This is a genomic window from Ensifer sp. 22521 (assembly GCF_052044795.1).
Taxonomy (GTDB): Bacteria; Pseudomonadota; Alphaproteobacteria; order Rhizobiales; family Rhizobiaceae; genus Ensifer.
Map to the genome: position 1 here is coordinate 375,351 of NZ_JBQENM010000002.1, position 25,087 is coordinate 400,437.

Below are 25,087 nucleotides of genomic sequence, written 5' to 3' on the forward strand. Positions count from 1 at the left end.
CCATGAGCCGGGAGGGCTCCCGTTGAACATCCATCAGCCGCGTGCCGACATCGCGGAAACCACCCTTGCCATCGTAGAGGAGCTCAAAGGGCTCGAAGGTCCGCTGCTGCCGATCCTGCACGAGTTGCAGGAGGAATTCGGCTACGTACCGCAGGAGTGCCTTCCGGTGATTGCGCGCGAGCTCAACCTGTCGCGCGCCGAAGTCTACGGTGTGATGACGTTTTACCATGACTTCCGCGAGCATCCGGCCGGACGCCATGTGCTGAAGCTCTGTCGCGCCGAGGCCTGCCAGTCGATGGGCGGTGATCAGCTCGCCGAGCGCGCCAAGCGGCTGCTCGGCATCGATTTCCATGAGACGACGCCGGATGGCGCGGTGACGCTGGAGCCGGTCTACTGTCTCGGGCTCTGTTCCTGCGCACCCTCGGCCATGCTTGACGGAGAGGTGCATGCCCGGGTCGATGCCGCCGATCTCGAGGCGCTCGTTCAGGAGGCGCGGCGATGACGGTGAAAATCTATATCCCGCGTGACGCCGCCGCCGTGGCGCTCGGTGCCGAGAAGGTCGCCAAGGCCGTGGCCGAGACGATCGCGGCCCGCGGTCTCGACGCGACAATCATACGCAATGGCTCACGCGGAATGCACTGGCTGGAGCCGCTGGTCGAAGTGGAAACCGCTGAAGGTCGCGTCGCCTACGGTCCGGTCAAGGCACGCGATGCCGGTTCACTGCTTGATGCCGGGCTGCTCGATGGCGGCGACCACGCGCTCTGTCTCGGGAAGACCGAGGAGATCCCCTTCCTCAAGCAGCAGACGCGACTGACATTTGCGCGCTGCGGCATCACCGATCCGCTGTCGCTCGACGACTACCAGGCCCATGGCGGCCTTGCCGGTCTGCGCAACGCCATCGCCATGGCGCCGGAGGCGATCGTCGCGCAGGTGACCGAGAGCGGCCTTCGCGGCCGCGGCGGCGCCGGTTTCCCGACAGGCATCAAGTGGAAGACGGTTCTCGAGGCCGCGGGGACACGCAAATACATCGTTTGCAATGCCGACGAGGGCGACAGCGGCACCTTTGCCGACCGGATGATCATGGAGGGTGATCCCTTCGTGCTGATCGAGGGCATGGCGATCGCAGGCATCGCGACCGGCGCCACCAAGGGCTTCATTTATACCCGCTCCGAATATCCCCATGCGATCGCGGCGATGGCTGAGGCGATCGAGATCGCGCGCAAGGCCGGCGTGCTCGGCGCTTCGGTGCTCGGCTCCGGCAAGGCCTTCGACATGGAGGTGCGCACCGGCGCCGGCGCCTATGTCTGCGGCGAGGAAACGGCGCTGCTCAACAGCCTCGAAGGCAAGCGTGGCATCGTTCGCGCCAAGCCGCCGCTCCCGGCCCACAAGGGCCTCTTCGACTGTCCGACTGTGATCAACAACGTGATCTCGCTCGCCTCCGTCCCTGTTATCATGGACAAGGGGGCTACCTTCTACCGCGATTTCGGCATGGGCCGCTCGCGCGGTACGATCCCGATCCAGATCGCCGGCAACGTCAAGCATGCCGGCCTGTTCGAGACCGCCTTCGGCCTCGCGCTCGGTGAGATCATCGATCACATCGGCGGCGGCACCGCGAGCGGCCGGCCGGTGAAGGCCGTACAGGTGGGCGGCCCGCTCGGCGCCTATTTCCCTCGCGCTCTGTTCGACACGCCGTTCGACTATGAGGCCTTTGCCGCGCGCGACGGCCTCATCGGCCATGCCGGCATCGTCGTTTTCGACGATACCGTCGACATGCTGCACCAGGCGCGCTTCGCCATGGAATTCTGTGCTGTCGAAAGCTGCGGCAAGTGCACGCCCTGCCGCATCGGTTCGACCCGCGGCGTCGAGGTGGCCGACAAGATCGCGGCCGGCATCGAGCCGGAGAAAAACCGCGAACTGCTCGCCGACCTCTGCAACACGATGAAGTTCGGTTCGCTCTGCGCGCTCGGCGGTTTCACGCCCTATCCCGTCATGAGCGCCATGACCCATTTCCCGGATGACTTTCAGCCGGCACCGCGCGTTGAAGCGGCGGAGTGAGGAGGAAGACCATGTCTCTCATACATGAAATCGACTACGGCACTCCCGCTTCCAAGTCCGAAAAACTGGTGACGCTGACGATCGACGGGTGCGAGGTCACGGTACCTGAGGGGACCTCGATCATGCGTGCGGCGATGGACGCTGGCATCGAAGTGCCAAAACTCTGCGCCTCCGACATGATGGATGCCTTCGGCTCCTGCCGGCTCTGTCTCGTCGAGATCAAGGGACGCGCCGGCATGCCGGCATCCTGCACCACGCCGGTGGCGGCGGGTATCGAAGTCTCCACCCAGACGCCGCGGCTGAAGGATGTGCGCCGCGGCGTGATGGAACTCTATATTTCCGACCACCCGCTCGACTGTCTGACCTGTGCGGCCAACGGCGATTGCGAGCTGCAGGACATGGCCGGCGCCGTCGGCCTGCGCGACGTGCGCTACGGCTACGAGGGCGAGAACCACGTCACGGCCCGCAACAATGGCGAGATCAACGCCAAGTGGATGCCGAAGGACGAATCCAATCCGTACTTCACCTATGATCCGGCCAAGTGCATCGTCTGTTCGCGCTGCGTGCGCGCCTGCGAGGAAGTGCAGGGGACTTTTGCGCTGACGATCGGCGGCCGCGGTTTCGACAGTCGCGTTTCGGCCGGTATGGCGGAAGACTTCATGTCGTCCGAATGCGTCTCCTGCGGCGCCTGCGTGCAGGCCTGCCCGACGGCGACGCTCACAGAGAAATCGGTCATCGAGATCGGCCAGCCGGAACATTCCGTCGTCACCACCTGCGCCTATTGCGGCGTCGGCTGCTCGTTCAAGGCGGAGATGCGCGGCGAGGAGCTGGTGCGCATGGTGCCGTGGAAGGATGGCCAGGCCAACCGCGGCCATTCCTGCGTCAAGGGTCGCTTTGCCTATGGCTATTCCAACCACAAGGACCGCATCCTCAACCCGATGATCCGCGAGAAGATCTCCGATCCCTGGCGCGAGGTCACCTGGGAGGAGGCCTATGCGCATGTGGCCTCCGAGTTCCGGCGGATCCAGTATCAGTACGGCCGTGATTCCGTCGGCGGCATCACCTCGTCGCGCTGCACCAATGAAGAGACCTATCTGGTGCAGAAGCTGGTGCGTGCCGGCTTCGGCAACAACAATGTCGATACCTGCGCCCGCGTCTGCCACTCGCCGACCGGCTACGGACTCGGCCAGGCTTTCGGCACATCGGCCGGCACGCAGAATTTCGATTCGGTCGAGTTCACTGACGTTGCCGTCATCATCGGCGCCAACCCGACGGACGGCCATCCGGTCTTCGCGTCACGACTGAAGAAGCGGCTGCGCGAGGGCGCCAAACTGATCGTCATCGATCCCAGGCGCACCGACATCGTGCGCTCGCCGCATATCGAAGCCTCCTATCACCTGCCGCTGCAGCCAGGCACCAATGTCGCGATCCTGACGTCGATGGCGCATGTGATCGTCACCGAAGGCCTCGCCGACGAGAAATTCATCCGCGAGCGCTGCGACTGGTCGGAATACGAGGACTGGGCGGCTTTCGTCGCCGAGCCCTATCACAGCCCGGAAGCGACCGAGGCCTATACCGGCGTGCCGGCCGAACTCGTGCGTGGTGCCGCCCGGCTCTATGCCACCGGCGGCAATGGCGCGATCTACTATGGTCTTGGTGTCACCGAGCACAGCCAGGGCTCAACGACGGTCATGGCGATCGCCAACCTCTCGATGGTCACCGGCAATATCGGCCGGCCGGGCGTCGGCGTAAACCCGCTGCGCGGTCAGAACAACGTGCAGGGCTCCTGCGACATGGGTTCGTTCCCGCACGAGCTGCCGGGCTACCGCCATATCTCCGACGACGCGACGCGCGAAACCTTCGAGAAGCTCTGGGGCGTCGAGATTTCCAACGAGCCTGGCCTGCGCATCCCGAACATGCTCGATGCCGCGGTCGATGGCACCTTCAAGGGCATCTATATCCAGGGTGAAGACATCTTGCAGTCCGACCCGGACACCAAGCATGTGGCCGCCGGGCTTGCCGCGATGGAGTGCGTCGTCGTGCACGACCTCTTCCTCAACGAGACGGCGAATTACGCCCACGTCTTCCTGCCGGGTTCGACGTTCCTGGAAAAGGACGGCACCTTCACCAATGCCGAGCGCCGCATCAACCGGGTGCGCAAGGTGATGACGCCGAAGAACGGCTATGCCGACTGGGAGGTCACGCAGAAGCTTGCCCAGGCCATGGGCCTCAATTGGAACTATCGTCATCCGTCCGAGATCATGGACGAGATCGCCGCGACGACGCCGAGCTTCGCGCTGGTCTCCTACGACTATCTCGACAAGTTGGGCTCGGTGCAGTGGCCATGCAACGAGAAGCATCCCGAGGGCTCGCCGATCATGCATGTCGACGGCTTCGTGCGTGGCAAGGGCAAGTTCATCCGCACCGAATATGTCGCGACCGACGAACGCACCGGTCCGCGCTTCCCGCTGCTTTTGACCACCGGCCGTATCCTCAGCCAGTATAATGTCGGCGCCCAGACGCGGCGCACCGACAACGTTGTCTGGCACGCGGAGGACCGGCTGGAGATCCACCCGCACGACGCAGAGCAGCGCGGCATTCGCGACGGCGACTGGATCAGGCTTGCCAGCCGCGCCGGTGAAACGACCCTGCGTTCGCTGATCACCGACCGCGTGGCGCCGGGCGTCGTCTACACCACCTTCCACCACCCGACGACGCAGGCAAACGTCATCACCACCGACTTCTCCGACTGGGCGACGAACTGCCCGGAATACAAGGTGACGGCGGTGCAGGTGATGCCGTCGAACGGGCCTTCGGACTGGCAGGTGGACTATGACGAGCAGGCCCGCCAGTCGCGCCGGATTTCCGGCAAGCTGGAGGCGGCGGAATGATGTTTTGCGCCGCGACCGACCATGGCGACGTTTAGGACATCGACAACCGTTCCCGAGGCTGCCCGCCGCAAGGGCGCGCTTCGGGACGGTTCACGCGCCGTGCCGGAGGAGACGCCGGTTGCCTTCAGCTATGGCGGCTCGACCCACGCGGTGATGATGGCGACGCCCGGCGACCTTGAAGACTTCGCCGTCGGCTTCAGCCTGACCGAAGGCATCATCACGGATCCCGGCCAGATCGAAACGGTCGAGATCGTCGCCGAGACGGTGGCCGGCAATCTCGGCATCGACCTGCAGATTGTGCTTGAGGACGAAGAGAACGACATGCTCCGCCAGCGTCGCCGGCACATGGCGGGTCCGGTCGGGTGTGGGCTCTGCGGCATCGAATCGATCGAGCAGGCGGTGCGGCCGACGCCGGATGTTTCCGGGTCGAAGCTGACGCTGTCGCAGGAGGATGTCGTCTCCGCCGTGGCACTGCTCAACGGCCAGCAGCCGCTGCATTTCGAGACGCGCGCCGTGCACGGTGCTGCCTTTTATGTGCCTGGACGCGGCCTGATCGCGGTCCGAGAGGATGTCGGCCGCCACAATGCGCTCGACAAGCTGGTGGGTGCTGCGGCGCGTGCCGGCTTTAGGGGAAGCGAGGGTGTCGTCGTCGTCACCAGCCGCGTTTCCGTCGAGATGGTGCAGAAGACGGCTGTCGTCGGCAGCCCCGTGATCATCGCCATTTCGGCGCCGACGGCGCTGGCCATCCGCACGGCCGAGGCTGCGGGCATGACGCTGATTGCGCTGGTGCGCGGCGACGAATTCGAGATATTCACCCATGCCGAACGCATCAAGTCCGGAGCTGTCGCCGATGTCGCATGACAACACCAACGCCAAGCTGATCTACATGGCGAACCAGATCGCCACCTTCTTCAAGAGCCAGCCGCAGAACGAGGCGGCCCAGGGCGTTGCCACCCATATCAACAAATATTGGGAGCCACGCATGCGGCGGAAATTGTTCGAGCATATCGACAATGGCGGCGAGGGGCTGACGCCGCTGGTGCTGGAAGCGGCGGCGAAGATCAAGCGTCCGGAAGCCGCCTAGCTAGCCTGCGCTCATCATCGACCGCAGGTTCTCCGCTCTCCGCGGACAGGGCGTTTTCCAAGCAATTGCTGCGTCTGAAAAGATTTAAGGGAAGGCGGCTACCGGTAGCCGCCTTCCCCATTCCCGAGCGCGGGGTGCAGGGATGTGCGCTCAGAAATTCTGCCAGCCATCCGCGGCCGGTGCCGCAGCAAGGCTTGTTCGTTGGCCGCTGCGCATGGCGCGGGCGGTTGCGTGGAGCCGGGTCGGTTGCGCGCGGTCGTCAAAGTGGCGGTTCGCGTCGATGATCTGGGCTTGCTCGCCGTAGCGGAACTGTCGGAGCAGTTCGTGCAGGGCGTCTGCCTCGCGGGCCATGGCGTGGCTTGCGGCCGTGCTTTCCTCGACCATCGCTGCATTTTGCTGGGTCGCCTGGTCCATCGAGTTGACCGCCTGGTTGATCTCCTTGAGGCCGGTCGACTGTTCGCGGGCGGCCTCGACGATCGCCGAGACGTTGGCATTGATCTCCTGGACCTGGGTCAGGATCTCTTCGAGCGCCGCACCCGTCTGGCCGACCAGCGACACGCCGTTCTTGACATGTTCGGTGGAGGTGCCGATCAGCGCCTTGATATCCTTGGCCGCGCTTGCGGAGCGTTGCGCCAGTTCGCGCACTTCCTGGGCGACGACGGCGAAGCCCTTGCCGGCTTCACCGGCGCGTGCCGCCTCGACGCCGGCGTTGAGCGCCAGGAGGTTCGTCTGGAAGGCGATGTCGTCGATGACGCCGATGATGTTGGAGATTTCGCGTGACGACTGTTCGATCTGGCCCATCGCGCCGATGGCGCTCTTGACCACATTGCCGGAGCGTTCGGCGCCGGCCTTGGTCTTGGCCACCAGTCCGCCCGCCTCTTCGGCCCGGCGGCTGGAGTCGGCAACCGTCGTGGTGATCTCGTCGAGCGCGGCTGCGGTTTCCTCGACGGAGGCCGCCTGCTGTTCCGTGCGCTTCGACAGGTCGTCGGCCGCTGAGCGGATTTCCCGGGCGCCGGAGGCAATCGCGCTGGCATTGTCGCCGACGGTGCGCATCGCCTCGCGCAGCTTGGCGGTCGCCCCGTTGAAGTCGGTCCGCACCGTTTCCATGCTGGGCACGAAGGGCGTGTCGAGGTTGCGGGTCAGGTCGCCCTCGGCGAGCGCCCTCAGGCCGGCGCCGAGGCTGTTGATCGCGCTCATGCGCTCGCTGACGTCGGTCGCGAACTTGACGACCTTGTAGACCTTGCCGCTGAAGTCGCGGATCGGGTTGTAGGCCGCCTGGATCCAGATCTCCTTGCCCCCCTTGCCGTAGCGCACGAACTCGTTGGAGAAGAATTCGCCGGCGGCGAGACGTTTCCAGAAGTCGGCATATTCGGCGGTGCGGGCGTAATTCGGTTCGCAGAACATGCTGTGATGCTTGCCCTGGATTTCCGAGAGGCTGTAGCCGAGTGCGGCGCAGAAATTCTCGTTGGCCGTCAGGATTTCGCCTGTCGGTGTGAACTCGATGACCGCCTGCGAACGGGAGATCGCGTCGAGCTTGCCGGCATCCTCGGTTGCCCGCGCCTTGGCGGCGGTGATGTCGGTTGCGAACTTCACCACCTTGTACGGCTTGCCGCCGCGGAACACAGGATTGTAGGTCGCCTGGATCCAGATTTCGCGGCCGCCCTTGGCGATGCGCTTGTAGGCATTGGCGTCGAACTCGCCGCGCCCGAGGCGGGCCCAGAAGTCGCGGTATTCCTGCGTCTGGGTGTAGTCGGCCGGGCAGAACATGCGATGGTGCTGGCCGACGATTTCCGAAAGGCCGTAGCCGAGCGCCTGGCAGAAGTTCTCATTGGCGGTCAGGATCTTGCCGGTCAGGTCGAACTGAATGATGGCCTGCGACTTCGAAAGCGCGGCGACGATCTGGCGCGCATCTGCAATTTTACCGAGAGCGAACATTGTAACCCTCTGATCTCGTTTGTTGGCTCAAGCCGGGGCTTCGTGCCTTCTTTGACAGGGTTTGCGGGGCCAAAGCGGCGCAACTCCCGGACTAAGACAAATACCGGCCTGCCGAAAATTGTCTGGTCGTCCTACGCCGGCCCACCGGGTCAGCGGCTTCGTGCTTCGTGAGGGGAGTTCGAACTACCGGGCTTCATGCCCAAGGCGCCGTGTTTCTACAATCTAGGTTAGTAACAGGACTATTAAGCCGGTGTTAAAATAGCAACTATCAAATTTCAGTTGTAAAAACTCGTATATCCAATTTTAGTTGAATTAGTTGATCCTGCTTTTCTAATCTACTGCCGTGCAATCTGGGTCTGCCGCCAATAAGAAAGGCCGCCCCACGGCACGTAGGGCGGCCTTCATGTCGTTCGTCTGCTACCTCAGGGTTACCTCAGGCGGCCAGTTCTTCGACTTCACGTTCCTTGAACATTCGCGCCAGGTTGAGGAAGCAGATCATGCCGTTCTCGTTGGCGATGATGCCTTCGGCAAAGCTCTTGTCGAAGGACGCTGTCACTTCCGGCACCGGCTGCACCTGGCTGCCCTGAACGGTGAGGATGTCGGAGACGCGATCGACGACGAGGCCGATCACCATGTTGTGCACTTCGGCGACGACGATGGCGCTGCGTTCGTTGGCCGTCGTCGATTTCATGCCGAGCTTGTGGGCAAGATCGATGATCGGGATCACTGTGCCGCGCAGGTTCATGACACCGATCACTTCCGGCGGCGAATGGGGAATGGGGGTGGAGGGCGCCCAGCCGCGGATTTCGCGGATCGTCGTCGTCTTGACGCAGAATTCCTGATCGTGGAGGCGGAACGCAATGATCTCCAGCGTCTCGCCGTCAAACCCGGCCGTCCTGAGTGTGCTTGTCATCGAAGGTCCTTCCAGCTTTCCGGTCGACGCCCATGGCGCGACACCGCCAAACTCGAGATATCTCCGCATGGCTGCCGGCGCATGGGAGCGCGGCGATGGTCCGTTGGGGAGAGATCCTTACAGTCCGCCGATCACATCCGGCGGGGCGCAGCTGCATCATGCGCGGAAGAACCGCTTTGCGCTTTGGGAAGGGACTATAGGCCGGGATTCGTTAAGACTTGCTTTTGCAAGTGCTTAGAGCAGTTCCAGGAAAAGTGTGAAACGGTTTTCCGTCCGGAATTGCGTCGCTTCAAGGAAGATCCGCCCTGAGCCTGGCTCGGGGCGGATCGGATCTTGGGGTCAGGCGGAGGCGAGAACCTTTGCGAACTGTTCCACGGCCCAGTCGACCTGTTCAGCGTTGATCACTAGCGGCGGCGCAATGCGGATCGTGTCGCCATGGGTGTCCTTAGCAAGGATACCCAGCTGCTTCAGTGCTTCGCAGTACTTGCGGGCGCCACCGGCTTCCGGCACCAGCTCGACCGCCAGCATCAGGCCGCGACCGCGAACTTCCTTGATGATGTTGGAGCGGATGTCGGTGAGGCCCTTCTGGAAGCGCTCGCCCATGCGGGCTGAGTTCTCGATCATGCCTTCTTCCGTCAGCGCCTTCAGCGCCGCCCGGGCGATGGCACAGGCGAGCGGGTTGCCGCCGAAGGTCGAACCGTGCTGGCCCGGCTTCAGAACACCCAATACTTCGGAGTTCGAAAGCACGGCGGAGACCGGGTAGAAGCCGCCAGAGAGCGCCTTGCCGATCAGCGTCACGTCGGCTTCGATGGCTTCGTGCTCTTCGGCGAGCAGCTTGCCGGTGCGGCCAAGGCCGGTCTGGATTTCGTCGAGGATCAGCGTGATGCCATGCTTGGTGCAGAGCTCGCGAACGGTCGTGAAATAGCCAACCGGCGGAACGATAACGCCCGCTTCGCCCTGGATCGGCTCGACGAGGAAGGCGACGGTGTTCTCGTTGATCGCAGCGCGGAAAGCCTCGATGTCGCCGAAGGGCACGACCTTGAAGCCGGGCGCGAACGGGCCGAAGCCGGTGCGGGCATCCGGGTCGGTGGAGAAGCCGACGATGCCCATGGTGCGGCCATGGAAGTTGTTGGAGCAGACGATGATCTCGGCCTGGTTTTCGGCCACGCCCTTGACCTCGTAACCCCACTTACGCACCGCCTTGACGGCGGTTTCGACGGCTTCGGCGCCGGAGTTCATCGGCAGCACCTTGTGCGAGCCGGTGAGGGCTGCGATCTCTTCATAGAAATGCGCGAGCTGGTCGTTGCGGAAGGCGCGGGAGGTGAGCGTCAGCTTCTGCGCCTGCACCATCATCGCCTTCAGGATCTTCGGATGGCAGTGGCCCTGGTTGACGGCCGAATAGGCCGAGAGGCAATCGAGGTAGCGATTGCCCTCCATGTCCCAGACATAGACGCCTTCGCCGCGCGAGAGCACCACGTCGAGCGGTTTGTAGTTATGCGCGCCAAGCCGGTATTCGGTTTCGATCAGGGCTGCCGTCGTATTCATACATTGTCCTCCGTTTGTTATCTCAGGCACTGCGGGTCGGCCGGTCGAGCACGCGGCGGCCGAAGAGGCTCGCCGTCAATTCGACCAGGATACGCGCGCTCTTGCCGCGGTCATCGAGGAAGGGGTTGAGCTCGACGACGTCGAGCGAGGAAACGAGTTCGCTTTCCCAGAGCATTTCCATGATCAGGTGCGCCTCGCGGAAGGTCGCGCCGCCGGGAACGGTGGTGCCGACGCCGGGGGCGAGTTCCGGATCCATGAAATCGACGTCGAGGCTGACATGCAGCAGGCCGTTGGCGGCGCGAACCTCATTGAGGATCTGGCGCATGATGTGGGCCATGCCGAGTTCGTCGACGGCGCGCATGTCATAGACGCGTACGCCGTGCTCGGTGATCTCTTCGCGCTCGCGATCGTCGACGGAGCGGATGCCGACCTGGAAGACCTTCTTCGGATCGACGAACGGCCGGTCGGCCGGCAGAATCGGAGCGAATTCCGCTTCGCCACAGAAATACGCGACCGGCATGCCGTGCATGTTGCCGGAGGGGGAGGTTGACGGCGAATTGAAGTCGGCGTGGGCGTCGAGCCAGAGCACGAAGAGCGGCCGGCCGACTTCGGCGGCGTAACGCGCCATGCCGGAGACGCTGCCCATGGAGAGCGCGTGGTCACCGCCGAGGATGATCGGGAAGTGGCCCTTGCGAACCGTGTCGTGCACGGAATCGTGCAGCGCGCGGGCAAAGGCTGCGACGATCTGCAGATTGTTGGCGCCCGGGTGGTTGGCGAGGTCGCGGGCCGGCAGCGGCTTGACGTCGCCTTCGTCGTGAACCGTGTGGCCGAGGTCGCGCAGCACCGTGTCGATGCCGGCTATGCGCAGGGCCGTCGGCCCCATGGCTGCGCCGCGCCGTCCAGAACCTTCTTCGATGGGTGCGCCGATCAGCGTGATGGTCGTCATATCCGCCCGATTCCTTCTCAAGATAATTCCGTGTGTACCCGGTTGGGATCGCGCGGATTATGGCCAAAATGCATGTCAGCAAAAAGATGGAAAACTGCCGATTAGTGAGATAAAATCGACAGATTGATAAGCACCATGTTACAAAGTGATAGCAATGGATGATCTCGATCAGGCACTCATCAGCGCCTTGCGCCAGAATGCGCGCATCCCCGTTTCAACGCTATCGGAAATGACAGGCGTATCGCGCGCGACCGTTGCTGCCCGCATCGACAGGCTCGTCGCTAATGGCACGATCGCCGCCTTTACCATCCGAACCGGCGCGGAAATCCCGGCTTCCGGGGTCCGCGCCGTGGTGATGATCGAGGTGCATGGAAAGATGGCCGACCGCGTTGCCGAACAGTTGCGCGGCCTGCCGCAGGTCCGGGCGCTGCACAGCACCAATGGCCGCTGGGACTTCATCGCCGAGCTGCAGGATCGCGATCTCGTCTCCTTCGACGAGACGCTGCGGCGCATCCGCCTGATCGACGGGATCACCGTCACCGAGACGAATATCCTGTTGAAAACCAGCAAGATGACCGGTGCATTCTGATCATCTTTCGCCGCCCAAAGCGGTGAGGAAATCGCGACTCGGAGTCGAATTGTTCTTGCTTTGTTCTCATGTTTCGCTATGATGTGCGCCTCACCCAAGATGGAGGATGTCATGGTTGCCAATGGCGGCAGGCTTGCCGATCGGCAGATCTGTGTGAAGCTGTTTGTCAGGCATGGCGACGAGGATCGCGCCATCGCCTTTTATCGCGAGGCGCTCGGCGCCGAGCTCCTGCAGCGGCACGAATGGCCGAGCGGCATTCTGACGAGTGCGGATCTGAGGATCGGGGAATCGGTCTTCCGGATTGCCGGGGCCAACCCGCGCCGCGATGCGGAGCCCAAGCTTGGAGGACCGCGCTCTCCGCATGCGCTGGGCACGACGGCGGTGATCCTGGAACTGCATGTTCGCGATGTCGATCGTGTGATCGGCCGGGCGATCGGCGCGGGGGCAAGCCTGCGCAATCCGGCCGAGACTTTGTCGACCGGTGACCGCGTCGGTGCCTTTATCGATCCTTTCGGCCATATCTGGGCGCTGTTCAACGCCATTGAGGATGCCGAAATCGTCGATCTGAACATCGAGGCCCGCAACGCCGCCTGAGGCGTTGCGGGCCTCTCCCTGTATGGCCGTGCACTTTGGCGGGATATGTTGCCCGCCGCGTGGCAATCAGAAGAACTCGTCGAGCAGGCAGTAGAGGTCGCGTTTCTCCGGATCGTCCCTGTCGATGCCATAGCGCGCCAGAAACGGCTGCACCCATTCCTCGCCGAGATTGTGGGCGATGCTGTGACAGGCAAGTGCAATGTCCTGATAGGGATCGGCGACGCCCAGCCGGCTGCAATCGATGAAACCGGAGAACCGGCCATACCTCTCAATGATGTTCGGCAGGCAGGCGTCGCCGTGGGTAATGACGAGCTTGCCGATCGAAGGTACGCGGGCTCGGAGTTCTGCAAAAAGATCTGCCGCCGTGCGGCCGAGTCGCGTTTCGTCGAAATCGTCTTCATCGATAAGGCCGGCTTCGGTGCGCGCTCCCGCGATGGCGATGCGCTTTTCGATCCGGTGATCGAAGGGGCAGTCGGCGACGTCCAGCCCATGCAAGCGTTTCAGGGCGTCCGCCAAGATGACGATCCGGTCCTTTGGCGACAGCGTCGTGGAGGCGAGGTCCGTGCCCTCGACAGCCTGCAGCAGCAGCCAGTTCGTTTCCGCGTCGAAGGCGCGGGCGATCACCCGCGGACAGGGCATGCCCTGAGACGCCAGCCAATCAAGCCGCTCCGCCTCGTCAACGAATTCGCTGAAGGGGCCGGCAGCCTCGACTTTCAGCACCAGCATCGCGCGATCCGGCGCCTTCAGTAGAAAGATGCTCGAGTCCGACTGTCCGAGCGTGTCATGATTCCAGTCATAGCCTGCAACGAGTGGCAGGAGATTCTCGGGCAATTCGAGATGCGGTTTTCGGGAAGACAATACAATCACCTGAAAAATGAATGCAGCAAATCGGCCGTGACGGCGGCTGATGCCGATGTAGGTACGCATTCGCGCGGCTGCGAATCGTATTCGGTCCGCAGGCCATATCTTGATCTGATCAAAATGTCGTCGAGGAGCGCGACGCCAGACAAACCGCCCCTCAATATTCCTTTTCGAAGAAGATACCGCCCGAGGCCGAGCCGTCGCCGGCGGCCGAGCCCTTGAGTTTCACGCCCTTGCCGACATCGAGATTGATGACCGCCTTGCTGGAGGCGGAATCAGAGCCCTGCTGCAGCTCGATATAGGTCCGGTCGTTGAGATACTTGCCGGCGCGCACCGAAGCGCCGCCGTGCTCGTCGGTGGTGACGTCGAGGTCGTCGACGCCGAGCTTGTTGCGCAGGCCATCAAGCAGCGACGTCGAGCCTCCGCCGGCAAGCTGGCTGACGGCGGAGGCGAGCTGGGCGATCTGGAAGGCCGAGAGGTTCGACAGCGACCGGTTGAAGATCAGCTGTGCCAGGATCTCGTCCTGCGGCAGCGCCGGCGATGACGAGAAGGCGATCTGCGGATTGTTAGCGAGGCCCGCAACCGAGACTGTGATGGTCGTCGAGCCGACGCTGGAGGTCGCCTTGAGGTCAAGCGTCGGGATCAGGTCGCCACCGAAGCCGATATTGCCGTCGGTGAAGGTCAGGCGCTTGCCGAGGATTTCGAGGCGCCCGCGGCGCATTTCGAAGCCGCCGGAAACGATCGGCTGCACGGCCGTGCCCCGGATCGTCAGGTTGCCACCGAGTTCGGCGTCGATGCCGCGGCCGCGCACGAAGACCTGGTTGGCGGCAACTGCCAGATCGAAGGCGATGCCGCCGCTGGCATTGGCGCCGGCTGCCGGCACCTCGTCCTTGCGCAGGTCCTTGACCATTTTCTGCACCTTGGGCGGCGCATTCTTGTGCTTGATGTCGATTGCCGAGAGCGAGGTGGGCAGCTTCTCGGGAATGGTGATCGATGCCTTGCGGATCGTAACCTTGCCGCCGAGCGTCGGGGTCGCGACCAGCGGACCGGTCAGCGTCATTTCGCCATTGAGATTGGCGTTGAACAGCGTGCCGTCGACATAGGTGGCATTGTTCAGGCGGATCGTCAGATTGGCCGGGAAGCCGGAGCCGGGGACCGTGCCGACGGTGCCGGTCGCCTCGATCGAGCCGCCGGTCGCGAGATTGGCCGAGAGCTTGGAGATCGTCGCCTGCTTTCCGTCGAGCGCGACATTGGCGGTCAGATCGTTCAGTGCCAGGTTGCGGCGCACGTCGACGAGCCGCCCGCCGGATGTCCTGACGGTGCCGGCGATCTGCGGCGCCTTGGCGGAGCCGGAAATCGCGAGGTTGATGCCGGCCTGGCCCGTGAGCGTGAAGCCTTTTTCCGCCATCAGGTTGGCAATGAGGGCAAAGGGTAGGTTGCCGTTGAACTTCATTGCGATCGGCATGTTGCCGCCGATATCGACATTGCCGCCGCCCTTGAAGGAAAGGCCGCTGGCGCCCGAAAGCGTCGTGTCGAGCGTTACCTTGTTGTTGGCGAACTTGCCGATGGCGGCGATGTCGAAGGCGGCGACCCCGGCCGTGCGTGCGGCGGCCAGCGACGCGCCAGACCATTTGAGGTTGTAGGCGACGACAGGTGCGGACGTTGCGCCAGCGACGTCGACGGTGCCGGCGATCGTGCCCTCGGCGCCGAGGTCCGGGACAAAAGCGTTGGCCAGCGCTGCGGGCAGCGCATTGAGCTTGGCGGTGATGTCGAGTTTTTCGCCGGCCGTTCCGTTGACCGCGATGGTGCCCTTCGATGCCTGGATCGTCAGCGCGTTGAGGCGGACGGTGCCGTTTTCGATGGCGATGACCGTCGGCTGCGCGAGCTTCAGCGGGATGCCCTTTGGCGTCGCGCCGAAGGAGGCGAGGCGAATTTCCGTGCGTCCCTTCGCACTCGTGAGATCGCCCTTAGCCGTGAGCGGGCCACCATCATATTTGCCGTCGATCGAAAAGCCGGTGCGTCCCGCCTGCTGCTGGAAATCGACGGCGAGGCCGGCAACGCGGTTGGCGCCTTGAGCGATGGTTTCGGCGCGCACGCTGCCCTTGATGGCGAGGGCCGCGACATCGGAGATCGTGATATCGGCAGTCGGCTTGGCGATCGTCAGGGCATCACGCTTGATGCCGCTGCCGCCGGCCTTGACGACGACGGAGGTGATGCCGTTTGCGGTCTTGATTGCGGCCGACCCGTTGATATCGCCAGAGGCTTTCTGCCCGGCCATGGCGGCAAGCAGGCCGAGATCGGGCAGGTTGAAATCGATCTTGCCGTCCGGTTTGAAGTCCGGGGTGAAACTGATCGCACCGGTCAGCTTGTTTTCACCGATCCTGGCTTCGAGCACGGGGATCGCGGTGCGTCCGTCCTTGGAGACGACGTCGGCCTTGACGTCGATCGCCTGGCCGTCGAGCGCACCGGTTGCGGTCAGGCTCGCCTGCGGGCTCGAGGGGTTGGCCTTCGCGTCGGCCTTGATCGTGAGGTCGCTGAGGGTGCGTCCGGCGAGCGTGGCGCCGCTCGAGGTCAGTTCGGCCTTGATGCCGAGTTCGGCGAGCGGGCCGGTCACGGCTGCGGTAAACTCAGCCTCGCCCTTGGCGTCAGCCAGAAGCTTGCCGAGATTGGGCAGCTTTCCCTTGAGATCGGTGGTCAGTTGTCCCTGGGCCAAGGCTATCGTGCCGGCCGCCTCGATCGTGCTCGATTTGAGCTCGAGGCCCTCGACGGTCACGCTGCCGTCGGTCGCCGTCTTCACTTCGCCGGCAAGCGCGATGGTCCCGTCGAACTTCGCTGCCGCAGCCGGCGGCAGAGCCTCCGGAACGGTAAAGAGCTTGAACGCGGCGGCAACTGTGTTTTCCTCACGTGAGACGGCACCGGTGACCGAACCGCCAATGCCGGGGCTTTCGATCGTCACCGGATCGAAGACGATGTTCTCCTTCGTCACCGACAGGCTGGCGTCGATCTTCATTGGCGCCTGGACCAGCCGGGTGACGTTGGCGTCGACGAAGCCTGCCTCACCGACTTCGATCACCGTTTTTAGCGGGCCTGATTGTGTAGCGAGGTTGAAGCCGTCGCTGCGCGCCGACAGCTTGACGGCGCCAAGTGCCGCGTCCGGCAGCGTCACGGAGGCGACGTCGGCGGCGAGATCGAGGATTGCGGCCTGCGCGTCGCCGATCAGCGACAGGTTGACGGCGTTGATCTTTGCCTGGGCCTCGCCCTTCTGCAGCGGCCAGCGGAAGTCGATCGCGCCGTTGGTGCCGGCAAGCCGGGCCTGCAGATTGTTGTCGCCCTTGCTGTCGAAGGTGCCGAAGGCGCCAAAGGTCAGCGCGCCGGTCGCGATCTGCCCCTTGTCGACGCGCACCATGCCCTGGCCGTTGAACGCGGCTGCGACGTCGATGCTGGTCTCGCCCTCGAACATCGCACGCAGTGCCGGCGGCATCAGCGAACCGAAGCCGCCGCCGCCAGTGACGGTGAGCCGATGCATGCCGTCGGGTGTCTGGACGTGGCGACCGTCGAGCTTGAGGATCTCGCTGCCGTCGAGCGCGGCCGTGGCAGTGCCGGCCCAGTCGGAAAGAGGACCTTCGCCGGTCAGCTTGATGTTGACCGCGGGCTCGTTGGGCAGGCGAAGGAGTTTTGCGAGCACGCCGTTGTTGGGCTCATCGACGGTTGCCTCCAGCTTCAGCTCGTTGCCCGCCGGGTTGAAGACGATATCGGCGACGGCGCGCGCTTCCGGCCGGTCACGCTGGGCGGCGGTCAGGCTGAGGGCAATGCTCTCGTTGGTCGCATTGATCTTGCCGCTGGCGGTCAGGAACTGATCTTCGCCGGCGATTGCCTTGCCGATGACGATCTCCTTGAGATCGATCGCGTCGATCTTGACGTCGACGGGAAGCGCGAAGGTCGCGCGCACTTCCTTGGTCTCGGTCGAGGGGATCGGCAGGCGTTCGACACGCACCGAGCCGGCGGACAACGCCGCGGCGTCGAAGCGGAAGGAGAGGAGGGCCGCCGGCGACCAGTTGAGCTTGAGGTCGCGGACCTCCGCATAGACGCCTTGGCCGTCGAAAAGCGTGATGCTTCCTGCCGCAAACTCACCTGTCAGCAGCGCACTCGGATCAGCGATCCGCACGATCTGGTCAGGCGTTGCCGCATATTTCTCGATTGCCCAGGCGACGAGGCGGGCGCCTGGAGTCGTGAAGCCCACGAAGGCGACGAGAAGGAGGGCAACGACCGCAATCACGCCAAGCACACGAAGGCCATAGCGCAGCGTCGCGCGAAGGAAGCGGACGACCTGATTCATGCTCTACCCTTAGCGCAAGTTGCGCTGCAGCGGAATCGCCGCAGGGCGAAACTATCGCGCAATGACGGCAATTTGCCGGTTCTTGCTGGAGAATCGGCCCTACTCAGAACGATTGGCCGATACCGGCATAGATGCCGTACTTGGTGCCACCGGGATATTTGTTGAGCGGCACGGCGAAGTCGAGACGGATGGGGCCGAAGGGCGTGGCATAACGCAGGCCGATGCCGGCGCCGGCGCGAATGTCGGAGAAATCGGGCGTCGTTTTCGCCGACACCGTGCCGGCATCGATAAACGGCACCACGCCGATCGTGTCGGTGATCGCGATGCGGGCTTCAAGCGAGGCGTTGACATAGGAACGCCCGCCGGTCTCCTCGTTGTCGGCGTTGCGCGGGCCGATCTCCTGGTAGGAGTAGCCGCGCACGGAACCGCCACCGCCAAGATAGAAGCGACGGTTCGCCGGGATATCCTCAAGCCCGCTGCCGCCGACGAGCACGCCGGCGCCGATCTTGCCGGCGAGAACGAAACGCTTCTCGTCGCCGAGCGCATGGTAGCCCGATGCCGACGCTTCGAAGGACGAGAAGAAGGTCTGGCCTTTGATCTCGTAGCTCGGCTTGGCGTTGATCATCGCCCGGTAGCCGTCGGTCGCGTTCAGCTTGTCGTCGCGAGTGTCGCGCACATATTCGAGCGGAATGGCGGCAGTCAGGTAGGAGTTCGAGCCGAAGGCGTCGTCGATGTTGGCCCAGCTCAGCTCGCCGCCACCGGACACGGTGTCGGTCGGCGAGAGTTCGAATGTGGCGCCGGCAGCACCCGTCAGGATCTTGGCGCGGTAGGCGTCCGGATCCTGGATGTTGGCCTTGAGGCTGGCGGTAAAGGTCGAGGCGGGGCCGAAGGCGCCGGGCTTGGCGAAGAGGATGCCGACCGAATAGTCGAGCTTGTCCAGTTCCTTCGTCTCGCCGATGCGGTCGACCGAGCCTTCTATGCGCAGCGATTCCGCCCGCCCGAAGAGATTACGGTGTCCCCAATAACCCGAGACACCCAGACCATCGGTGGTCGAAACCTGCGCACCGAAGCCGAAATATTTATGCTTGCCTTCCGAGACCTCGATCTTCATTGGGATCGATCCGTCAGGCGACAGCGTGTTGGCTTCCTTGATCGTCACGCTTGAGAACACGCCGAGCTGGCGCAGGCGCTCGGATGCCTTGCGGATATCCTCGGGCGAATAGGGGCGCCCTTCGTTGAGGCGCGAATAGTCGCGCACGAAACCGGGATCGACGGTCTTGGTTCCCGATACGCTGACATCGCCGACAGGCGCGACCGGCCCGCCGCTTGCGCCGATGACGACGTCGACGGTGGAATTGGCGTGGTTGGCGACGGCGCTGCGTTCGGTGAGCTTGGCGAGTGGCCGGCCCTGCTCGCGCAGGTCGTTCACGACCTTTTCGCCAGCCTTGATGATCAGGGTCGAATCGGCGCGTGCGCCGGCAGGCAGGCCATAGTTATCAGGATTGAAGCCGGCCGCATCACCTTCGAACCTGACGGAACCGACCGTAAAGGCGGGGCCGGGCGTGACGGTGACCGTTACCGGGATCGCCTGCCCGTCGGGGAAGGCGGGATCCGGCGGCAGGCTGTCGATGTCCTGGCCGTTGACGCGAATTGCCACGGTGCCGCCGTAGCGGGCCTTTTCGTAGAGGGCGGCGAGCAGCCGGTCGCGATCGTCGCGCGCGCGGATGGCAAGACCGAGATCGCCGGACACGGGCTTTTCCTGACCCTGGACGAGCTGCGAGCTGTTTTCCAGCGCTTCCTTCAGTTCCTTGTCTTCGGTGCCGGCGTCGAAGGTAAGCGTATAGTTGACCGGGTCGATGACCGGCGCTTCCTCTTCGTCGCTCTCGAAGAACTTCATGCCGAAGAGCTTGAAGGCATGGGCGTTTTTGGCGGAAATCGGGCCGAGCGCAAACGAGAAGGCGACTGCAAGCGCAGTTGCGGCCTTCCAGTACGCAATACTCGACCGTGGTGGGGACATTCGCTTCCGCATCCCGTCTTCAGGCGACCCAATACAAACTGCCTGCTTATGCGGCCGGGTCACTATTGCATGCCTAAGGTTTTCCATCTGTTAACGATGACAGCCGGCTGCATCCACCCCTGATACCGATTTTCGGTGCCGTTTTCCGGGAAAAAGCTCCGAAATGTTGTCGGCGCAGCACAACCATAGGCTCCGGACGGACGGTTGCCAGCCAGGCGCGCCGGCATTTTGCTGGGTGTTTGGCTGGTTTTGTCCGCGGATCGTCGGGCCTATGCGGCTTCCGGCAGTGCCCGCAACTGCGGCACGCGAGAGGCTATGATAACGAGAAACTGGACCAGGAAACCCGTCGCGGCAACGGCCAGGCATGCCTCGACGCCGAAACGCGTGGCGACGACGGCACCCAGCGCTGCGCCGATCGGCCGCGCGCCGAACGTGGCTGTGGTGATGAAGGCGGAAACCCGACCCAGCATCGCATTCGGCGTGACGGCCTGGCGCAAGGTGAGGGTGGCGATCGACCAGAGCACAGGCCCTGCGCCAAAGAGGAAGAAGCTCAAGCCGGCAAGAACGCCGGATGGCATCCAGATCGTCGAGAGCATCACGGCGGCCGCCGCCAACCCGCCGAGCGGACCAAGCGCAATCATCACGCCGAAGGGGACACGGCGCGCAATGGCGGGCGCGGCGAATGCGCCGATCATCATGCCGGCGCCATAGATGCCGAGCGTGATGCCGACGCCTGTCGCCGTCATGCCGAGGGTTTGAATGGCATAAGCGACATAGACCGCCTGCAGCACGAACCAGGCGGTGTTGAAGACTATCGCCGTGACGAGGATCGGCCTGAGCAGCGTGTGGCCGGCAAGGAACCGTGCGCCTTCGGTCAGATCCTGCAGAAGTTTGCGTTTTGCCGCGGCGGGTTGGTGATGCTCGCCAAGGCCGGCAAGCAGGACGACGGAGAGAAGAGAAAGGCATGTGGCAGCGACATAGGCCAGGGATGCGCCCGTCCATGCGACGATCGCGCCGCCGATCGCCGGCCCGCCCGAATAGGCAAGGCTGCGGGCGAGTTCCAGCCAGCGGTTGGCATCGGCCAGTTGGGCGCGGGGAACGATCACCGGAATAAGGGCAGGGGCAGCGACATTGTAACAAACGGTGCCGATGGCACCGACGAACCCCATCGCAGCCAGAAGCGGCAGGGTCAAAAGGCCGCTGACCATCAGGAGCAGCGTGGCGACCAGCGACAGCGCGCGCAGCATTTCCGAGGAGACCATCAGCCTCAGTCGCGAGGCGCGATCGGCGACGAGCCCGGCCGGAATGGCGAGCAGGAGAAACGGAAGTGTCTGGGCCATCTGCAGCCATCCGGTTTCCGCCGGACCGGCGGCGAGCAGCAGCACCGCGGCGAGCGGAGCGGCAGCCAGCGCCATCTGCTCCGAGAATTGCGCAAAAAGATTGGACCAGCCGATCCGCTTGAAGGCTGGCGGCAGTGGATTGCCTGGTGATTTCGACATGTGACGGCCTCGATGGATGATACTTCGAGGACAGCAGACGGATTTGCGCGGCCGATAACCACCCGGTTTGCGCGCGTCGGATCATTTCTTGGGGGTATGCCTAGCTTCGCCGGCGCGTCCGGAACGAAAAACCCCCTCAGGCTTTGCGCCATGAGGGGGGTAATTGGATCCTACGGAGAGCTTGCGCTACGCCGAAGGATGACCGTCTTCGCTACGCCTTAGCGCGGGCAAGAGTCGATGTAGCGGCGGCCATAGCGGTCGCGGTAGTAGCACTGGCCCGGCTGCTCGGTGACGTTGCCGATGACTGCGCCGGAAACGCCGCCGATGGCCGCGCCGACCGCTGCGCCACGGACGTCGCCGGTGACAGCGCCGCCGATGATCGCGCCGGAAACGGCACCGATGCCGGCGCCTTTTTCCGTCTGGGTGCAGCTTGCGACCGATAGGGCGACCAGCACAAGTGCGATGGCTTTCTTCATGTTGTTCTCTCCGATCTCTACGGATCTTAAGCCTAGCGCTCAGTCCGTCCCGTGGATGATGGCGAAGCCGGGAACATCCCGCTCCACCTGAACTTGCAGTTCGGAAAATACGCGGTCCCTATTGAAAGTCTACGGGGACCTGCGGCTTCTTCCGGCGCGCAAGATAATGATATCGTTCCTGAACGGGACATGAAGGCTCAGTTCCGCGAGATACAACCCGCGTGGAAAAATATTGTCGTCCGGCGGGCGGTAGCGGTTGCGGCATTCCCAAAAAAGACAAATGATACAAACAAGCCTGCGACATCCGGAGGAGCGGATCCGTGGGCGACGGGCATCGATATCAGTTGGCGCGTACCCTAGTCGCGTGAACCATCTCACCCGACTTTTCGGCCGCGCTCGTGTTGGCATTGACCGACCCCGGAGGAGCGAAATGGCGAAAGTAACAATGACGGTCAACGGCCGTCAGGTGAGCGGTCATTGCGACGACCGCACACTGCTGGTGCAATTCATACGCGAAAATCTCGGACTGACCGGCACCCATGTCGGCTGCGACACGTCGCAGTGCGGCGCCTGCGTCATCCATATGGACGGAAAATCGGTCAAGAGCTGTTCCATCCTCGCCGCACAGGCGGCCGGATCCACGATCACCACCATCGAAGGGTTGGCGGCGGACGGCGAACTCCATCCGGTGCAGGCGGCGTTCAAGGCCAATCACGGCCTGCAATGCGGCTTCTGCACACCCGGCATGGTGATGACGGCCGTCGACATGATCCGAAGGCACCAGGGCCAACTGGACGAGGCGACGGTGCGCGCCGAGCTCGAAGGCAACATCTGTCGCTGTACCGGCTATCACAATATCGTCAAGGCGATCCTTGCTGCCGCCGCTGAGATGAGCGGCGCCCGCGTGGCCGCAGAATAGCGGTAGATTTGGGGGCGGGACCTCGCCCCGAAGGCATGTCATCGAAGGACTGTCGCTGGATATCTCGGGAGGAGATAGGCAATGGGCGTTGAAGGCATTGGCGCGCGGGTGGCGCGCAAGGAAGACAAGCGGTTCCTGACCGGAAAGGGCCGCTATACGGACGACATGTCCGTGCCGGGCATGAAATATGCGGTGTTCGTGCGCAGCCCGCATGCGCACGCGAAGATTCTGAAGGTGGACGCGTCTGCGGCCAAGGACATGCCCGGCGTGATCGACGTGCTCGACGGCAAGCAGATCCTCGCCGACGGTATCGGCAACCTGATCTGCGGCTGGATGATCCACTCCAAGGACGGATCGCCGATGAAGATGGGCGCCTGGCGGCCGCTTGCGCACGAGACCGTGCGTTATGTAGGTGATGCCGTGGCGATCGTCGTTGCCGATAGCGTGGCCGAGGCACGCGATGCGGCCGAGGCGGTCGTCGTCGATTATCAGGAACTTCCCGTCGTGATCGATGCGTCGAAAGCGCTCGAGGCGGGACAGCCACAGCTTCATCCGGAAGCGCCCAACAACCTGATCTTCGACTGGCAGATCGGCGACGAATCGGAGACTGACAAGGCGATCGCATCGGCCGCGCATGTCACCGAGGTCACGATTCATAACAACCGGCTCTCGCCCAATCCGATGGAGCCGCGGGCCGCACTTGGCATCTATGACGCCGGCGACGACCACTACACCTGCTACACCACCAGCCAGAACCCGCATGTGGCGCGGCTGGTGATGAGCGCCTTCTATAATGTCGCTCCGGAAAACAAGCTCAGGGTGATCGCGCCCGATGTCGGCGGTGGCTTCGGCTCGAAGATCTATATCTATCCGGAGGAGATCGTCTGTCTCTGGGCGTCGAAGCGCACCGGCGTGCCGGTCAAATGGACATCGGATCGGACCGAGGCGTTCCTGACCGATGCGCATGGCCGCGACCACGTGTCGACGGTGAAGATGGCCTTCGATGCGAACAATCGCATCATCGGGCTGAAGGTCGACACGATCGCCAATCTCGGCGCCTATATGTCGCTCTTCTCCTCGGCGGTGCCGACCTATCTCTATGCGACGCTGCTTTCCGGCCAGTACGACATCCCGGCGATCCACGCGAATGTGCGCACGGTCTACACTAACACCGCACCGGTGGATGCCTATCGCGGCGCCGGGCGGCCGGAGGCGACCTATCTGCTCGAACGCACCATGGAGACGGCGGCGCGCGAACTCGGGGTCTCACCGGCGGAACTGAGGCGGGTCAACTTCATCCGCTCCTTCCCGCACCAGACGCCCGTGATCATGAACTATGACGCGGGCGACTACGAAGCGTCGCTGAACGCAGCGATGCAGGCGGCTGACTGGAACGGCTTTGCCGCCCGCAAGGCGGAAGCCGATCGCCGCGGCATGAAGCGCGGCATCGGCATGAGTTGCTACATCGAGGCCTGCGGCATCGCGCCGTCGGCGGCGGTGGGCTCCCTCGGGGCCGGCGTCGGTCTGTGGGAATCGGCCGAGGTGCGGGTCAATGCGGTCGGCACGATCGAGGTCTTGACCGGCTCGCACAGCCACGGCCAGGGCCACGAGACCACCTTTGCACAGCTCGTCGCCGACCGCTTCGGCGTTCCGATTGACAGCGTCAACATCGTGCATGGCGATACCGACAAGGTGCAGATGGGCATGGGCACCTACGGCTCGCGCTCCGGCGCCGTCGGCATGTCCGCCGTCGTCAAGGCACTCGACAAGGTGGAGGCCAAGGCGAAGAAGATCGCCGCGCATCTGATGGAAGCGGACGAAAGCGACATCGTGATTGAGAACGGCGAACTGAAGGTTGCCGGCACCGACAAGGCGGTGCCCTGGTTCCAGATGGCGCTTGCCGCCTACACCGCCCATAACCTGCCCGCGGGCATGGAGCCGGGCCTGAAGGAGGGCGCCTTCTACGATCCGGCCAACTTCACCTTCCCGGCCGGTTGCTACATCTGCGAGGTGGAGGTCGATCCCGATACGGGGCGGACCAAGATCGTCCAGTTCGTCGCCGCCGACGACTTCGGCAATATCATCAACCCGATGATCGTCGAGGGGCAGGTTCATGGCGGCATTGCCCAGGGCATCGGCCAGGCACTGCTCGAAGGGGTACACTACGACCCCTCGGGCCAGCTGCTGACGGCAAGCTACATGGACTACGCCATGCCGCGTGCCGACGATCTGCCGTCGTTCCAGGTCTCGACCTCGAACACGCCCTGCCCGAACAATCCCTTGGGGATCAAGGGTTGCGGTGAGGCGGGCGCGATCGGCTCGCCGCCGGCGCTGATCAACGCCATTACGGATGCCATCGGCAACAACGCGCTCACCATGCCGGCAACACCGCAGAAGGTGTGGGCGGCGGCGCACGCGGCCAAGTGA

18 protein-coding genes are annotated in these 25,087 nt (G+C 63.7%); 9 read left to right on the forward strand and 9 right to left on the reverse strand.

Annotated features, from left to right (window positions below; genetic code table 11):
* The first annotated feature begins 22 nt into the window (after nucleotides 1-22).
* Genes ACTJKE_RS03915 through ACTJKE_RS03935 form a run of 5 tightly spaced genes read left to right on the forward strand, consistent with a single transcriptional unit; the run spans nucleotide 23 to nucleotide 6,030 of the window.
* Entirely contained in the window at nucleotides 23-502 is a 480-nt protein-coding gene (locus tag ACTJKE_RS03915; RefSeq protein ID WP_057255044.1) for a formate dehydrogenase subunit gamma, read from the forward strand.
* Nucleotides 499-2,055 carry a formate dehydrogenase beta subunit gene (locus ACTJKE_RS03920; protein ID WP_112995707.1) on the forward strand — a complete coding sequence of 519 codons (1,557 nt, stop codon included), beginning with the start codon at nucleotides 499-501 and terminating at the stop codon, nucleotides 2,053-2,055. Before ACTJKE_RS03915 ends, ACTJKE_RS03920 begins: the two co-directional genes overlap by 4 nt.
* Nucleotides 2,056-2,066: 11 nt before the next feature.
* Nucleotides 2,067-4,946, forward strand: a complete 2,880-nt coding sequence (gene fdhF / locus ACTJKE_RS03925) for a formate dehydrogenase subunit alpha (RefSeq protein WP_058321755.1) — start codon at nucleotides 2,067-2,069, stop codon at nucleotides 4,944-4,946.
* A gap of 21 nt (nucleotides 4,947-4,967) precedes the next feature.
* Nucleotides 4,968-5,807 (forward strand): formate dehydrogenase accessory sulfurtransferase FdhD, encoded by an 840-nt coding sequence (gene fdhD / locus ACTJKE_RS03930; protein ID WP_113133417.1) that lies wholly within the window; start codon nucleotides 4,968-4,970, stop codon nucleotides 5,805-5,807.
* On the forward strand, nucleotides 5,797-6,030 hold the full coding sequence (locus ACTJKE_RS03935; protein WP_057255048.1) for a formate dehydrogenase subunit delta: 234 nt from the start codon (nucleotides 5,797-5,799) through the stop codon (nucleotides 6,028-6,030). The genes fdhD and ACTJKE_RS03935 overlap by 11 nt, the downstream gene beginning before the upstream one ends.
* Before the next feature lie 150 nt (nucleotides 6,031-6,180).
* Here the strand turns inward: ACTJKE_RS03935 and ACTJKE_RS03940 are convergent, their stop codons facing one another.
* The 4 genes from ACTJKE_RS03940 to rocF form a co-directional block, all read right to left on the reverse strand.
* Nucleotides 6,181-7,965 carry a methyl-accepting chemotaxis protein gene (locus ACTJKE_RS03940; RefSeq protein WP_113133418.1) on the reverse strand — a complete coding sequence of 595 codons (1,785 nt, stop codon included), beginning with the start codon at nucleotides 7,963-7,965 and terminating at the stop codon, nucleotides 6,181-6,183.
* A 433-nt stretch (nucleotides 7,966-8,398) separates the two neighbouring features.
* Nucleotides 8,399-8,878: a chemotaxis protein CheW gene (locus tag ACTJKE_RS03945; protein ID WP_057255050.1), complete on the reverse strand. Its 480-nt coding sequence runs from the start codon at nucleotides 8,876-8,878 to the stop codon at nucleotides 8,399-8,401.
* Between the two features lie 339 nt (nucleotides 8,879-9,217).
* Entirely contained in the window at nucleotides 9,218-10,423 is a 1,206-nt protein-coding gene (rocD, locus tag ACTJKE_RS03950) for an ornithine--oxo-acid transaminase (RefSeq protein ID WP_112997084.1), read from the reverse strand.
* Between the two features lie 22 nt (nucleotides 10,424-10,445).
* On the reverse strand, nucleotides 10,446-11,369 hold the full coding sequence (rocF, locus tag ACTJKE_RS03955; protein WP_058321760.1) for an arginase: 924 nt from the start codon (nucleotides 11,367-11,369) through the stop codon (nucleotides 10,446-10,448).
* 154 nt (nucleotides 11,370-11,523) lie between these two features.
* Between rocF and ACTJKE_RS03960 the strand changes: the two genes are divergently transcribed.
* Nucleotides 11,524-11,958 (forward strand): Lrp/AsnC family transcriptional regulator, encoded by a 435-nt coding sequence (locus ACTJKE_RS03960; protein ID WP_043614769.1) that lies wholly within the window; start codon nucleotides 11,524-11,526, stop codon nucleotides 11,956-11,958.
* 111 nt (nucleotides 11,959-12,069) lie between these two features.
* On the forward strand, nucleotides 12,070-12,552 hold the full coding sequence (locus ACTJKE_RS03965; protein WP_057255053.1) for a VOC family protein: 483 nt from the start codon (nucleotides 12,070-12,072) through the stop codon (nucleotides 12,550-12,552).
* A 66-nt stretch (nucleotides 12,553-12,618) separates the two neighbouring features.
* Here the strand turns inward: ACTJKE_RS03965 and ACTJKE_RS03970 are convergent, their stop codons facing one another.
* From ACTJKE_RS03970 to ACTJKE_RS03990, 5 genes are all read right to left on the reverse strand, one after another.
* The gene (locus ACTJKE_RS03970; protein WP_425985584.1) at nucleotides 12,619-13,410 is read right to left on the reverse strand and encodes an APH(3') family aminoglycoside O-phosphotransferase; all 792 of its coding nucleotides are present in this window, start codon (nucleotides 13,408-13,410) and stop codon (nucleotides 12,619-12,621) included.
* Between the two features lie 160 nt (nucleotides 13,411-13,570).
* Complete coding sequence (locus ACTJKE_RS03975; protein WP_440691200.1) at nucleotides 13,571-17,749, reverse strand: translocation/assembly module TamB domain-containing protein; 4,179 nt, start codon at nucleotides 17,747-17,749, stop codon at nucleotides 13,571-13,573.
* A 103-nt stretch (nucleotides 17,750-17,852) separates the two neighbouring features.
* Complete coding sequence (locus ACTJKE_RS03980; RefSeq protein WP_082616183.1) at nucleotides 17,853-19,766, reverse strand: autotransporter assembly complex protein TamA; 1,914 nt, start codon at nucleotides 19,764-19,766, stop codon at nucleotides 17,853-17,855.
* 269 nt (nucleotides 19,767-20,035) lie between these two features.
* Nucleotides 20,036-21,265: an MFS transporter gene (locus ACTJKE_RS03985; RefSeq protein WP_058325673.1), complete on the reverse strand. Its 1,230-nt coding sequence runs from the start codon at nucleotides 21,263-21,265 to the stop codon at nucleotides 20,036-20,038.
* Nucleotides 21,266-21,483: 218 nt separating this feature from the next.
* Nucleotides 21,484-21,741: a glycine zipper domain-containing protein gene (locus tag ACTJKE_RS03990; RefSeq protein WP_058321762.1), complete on the reverse strand. Its 258-nt coding sequence runs from the start codon at nucleotides 21,739-21,741 to the stop codon at nucleotides 21,484-21,486.
* A gap of 430 nt (nucleotides 21,742-22,171) precedes the next feature.
* Here ACTJKE_RS03990 and ACTJKE_RS03995 point away from each other — a divergent pair, with 430 nt between their 5' ends.
* Both ACTJKE_RS03995 and ACTJKE_RS04000 read left to right on the forward strand, forming a co-directional pair.
* On the forward strand, nucleotides 22,172-22,660 hold the full coding sequence (locus tag ACTJKE_RS03995; RefSeq protein ID WP_034802397.1) for a (2Fe-2S)-binding protein: 489 nt from the start codon (nucleotides 22,172-22,174) through the stop codon (nucleotides 22,658-22,660).
* Nucleotides 22,661-22,741: 81 nt separating this feature from the next.
* Nucleotides 22,742-25,087, forward strand: coding sequence for a xanthine dehydrogenase family protein molybdopterin-binding subunit (locus tag ACTJKE_RS04000; protein ID WP_112997303.1), 2,346 nt, complete (start codon nucleotides 22,742-22,744; stop codon nucleotides 25,085-25,087).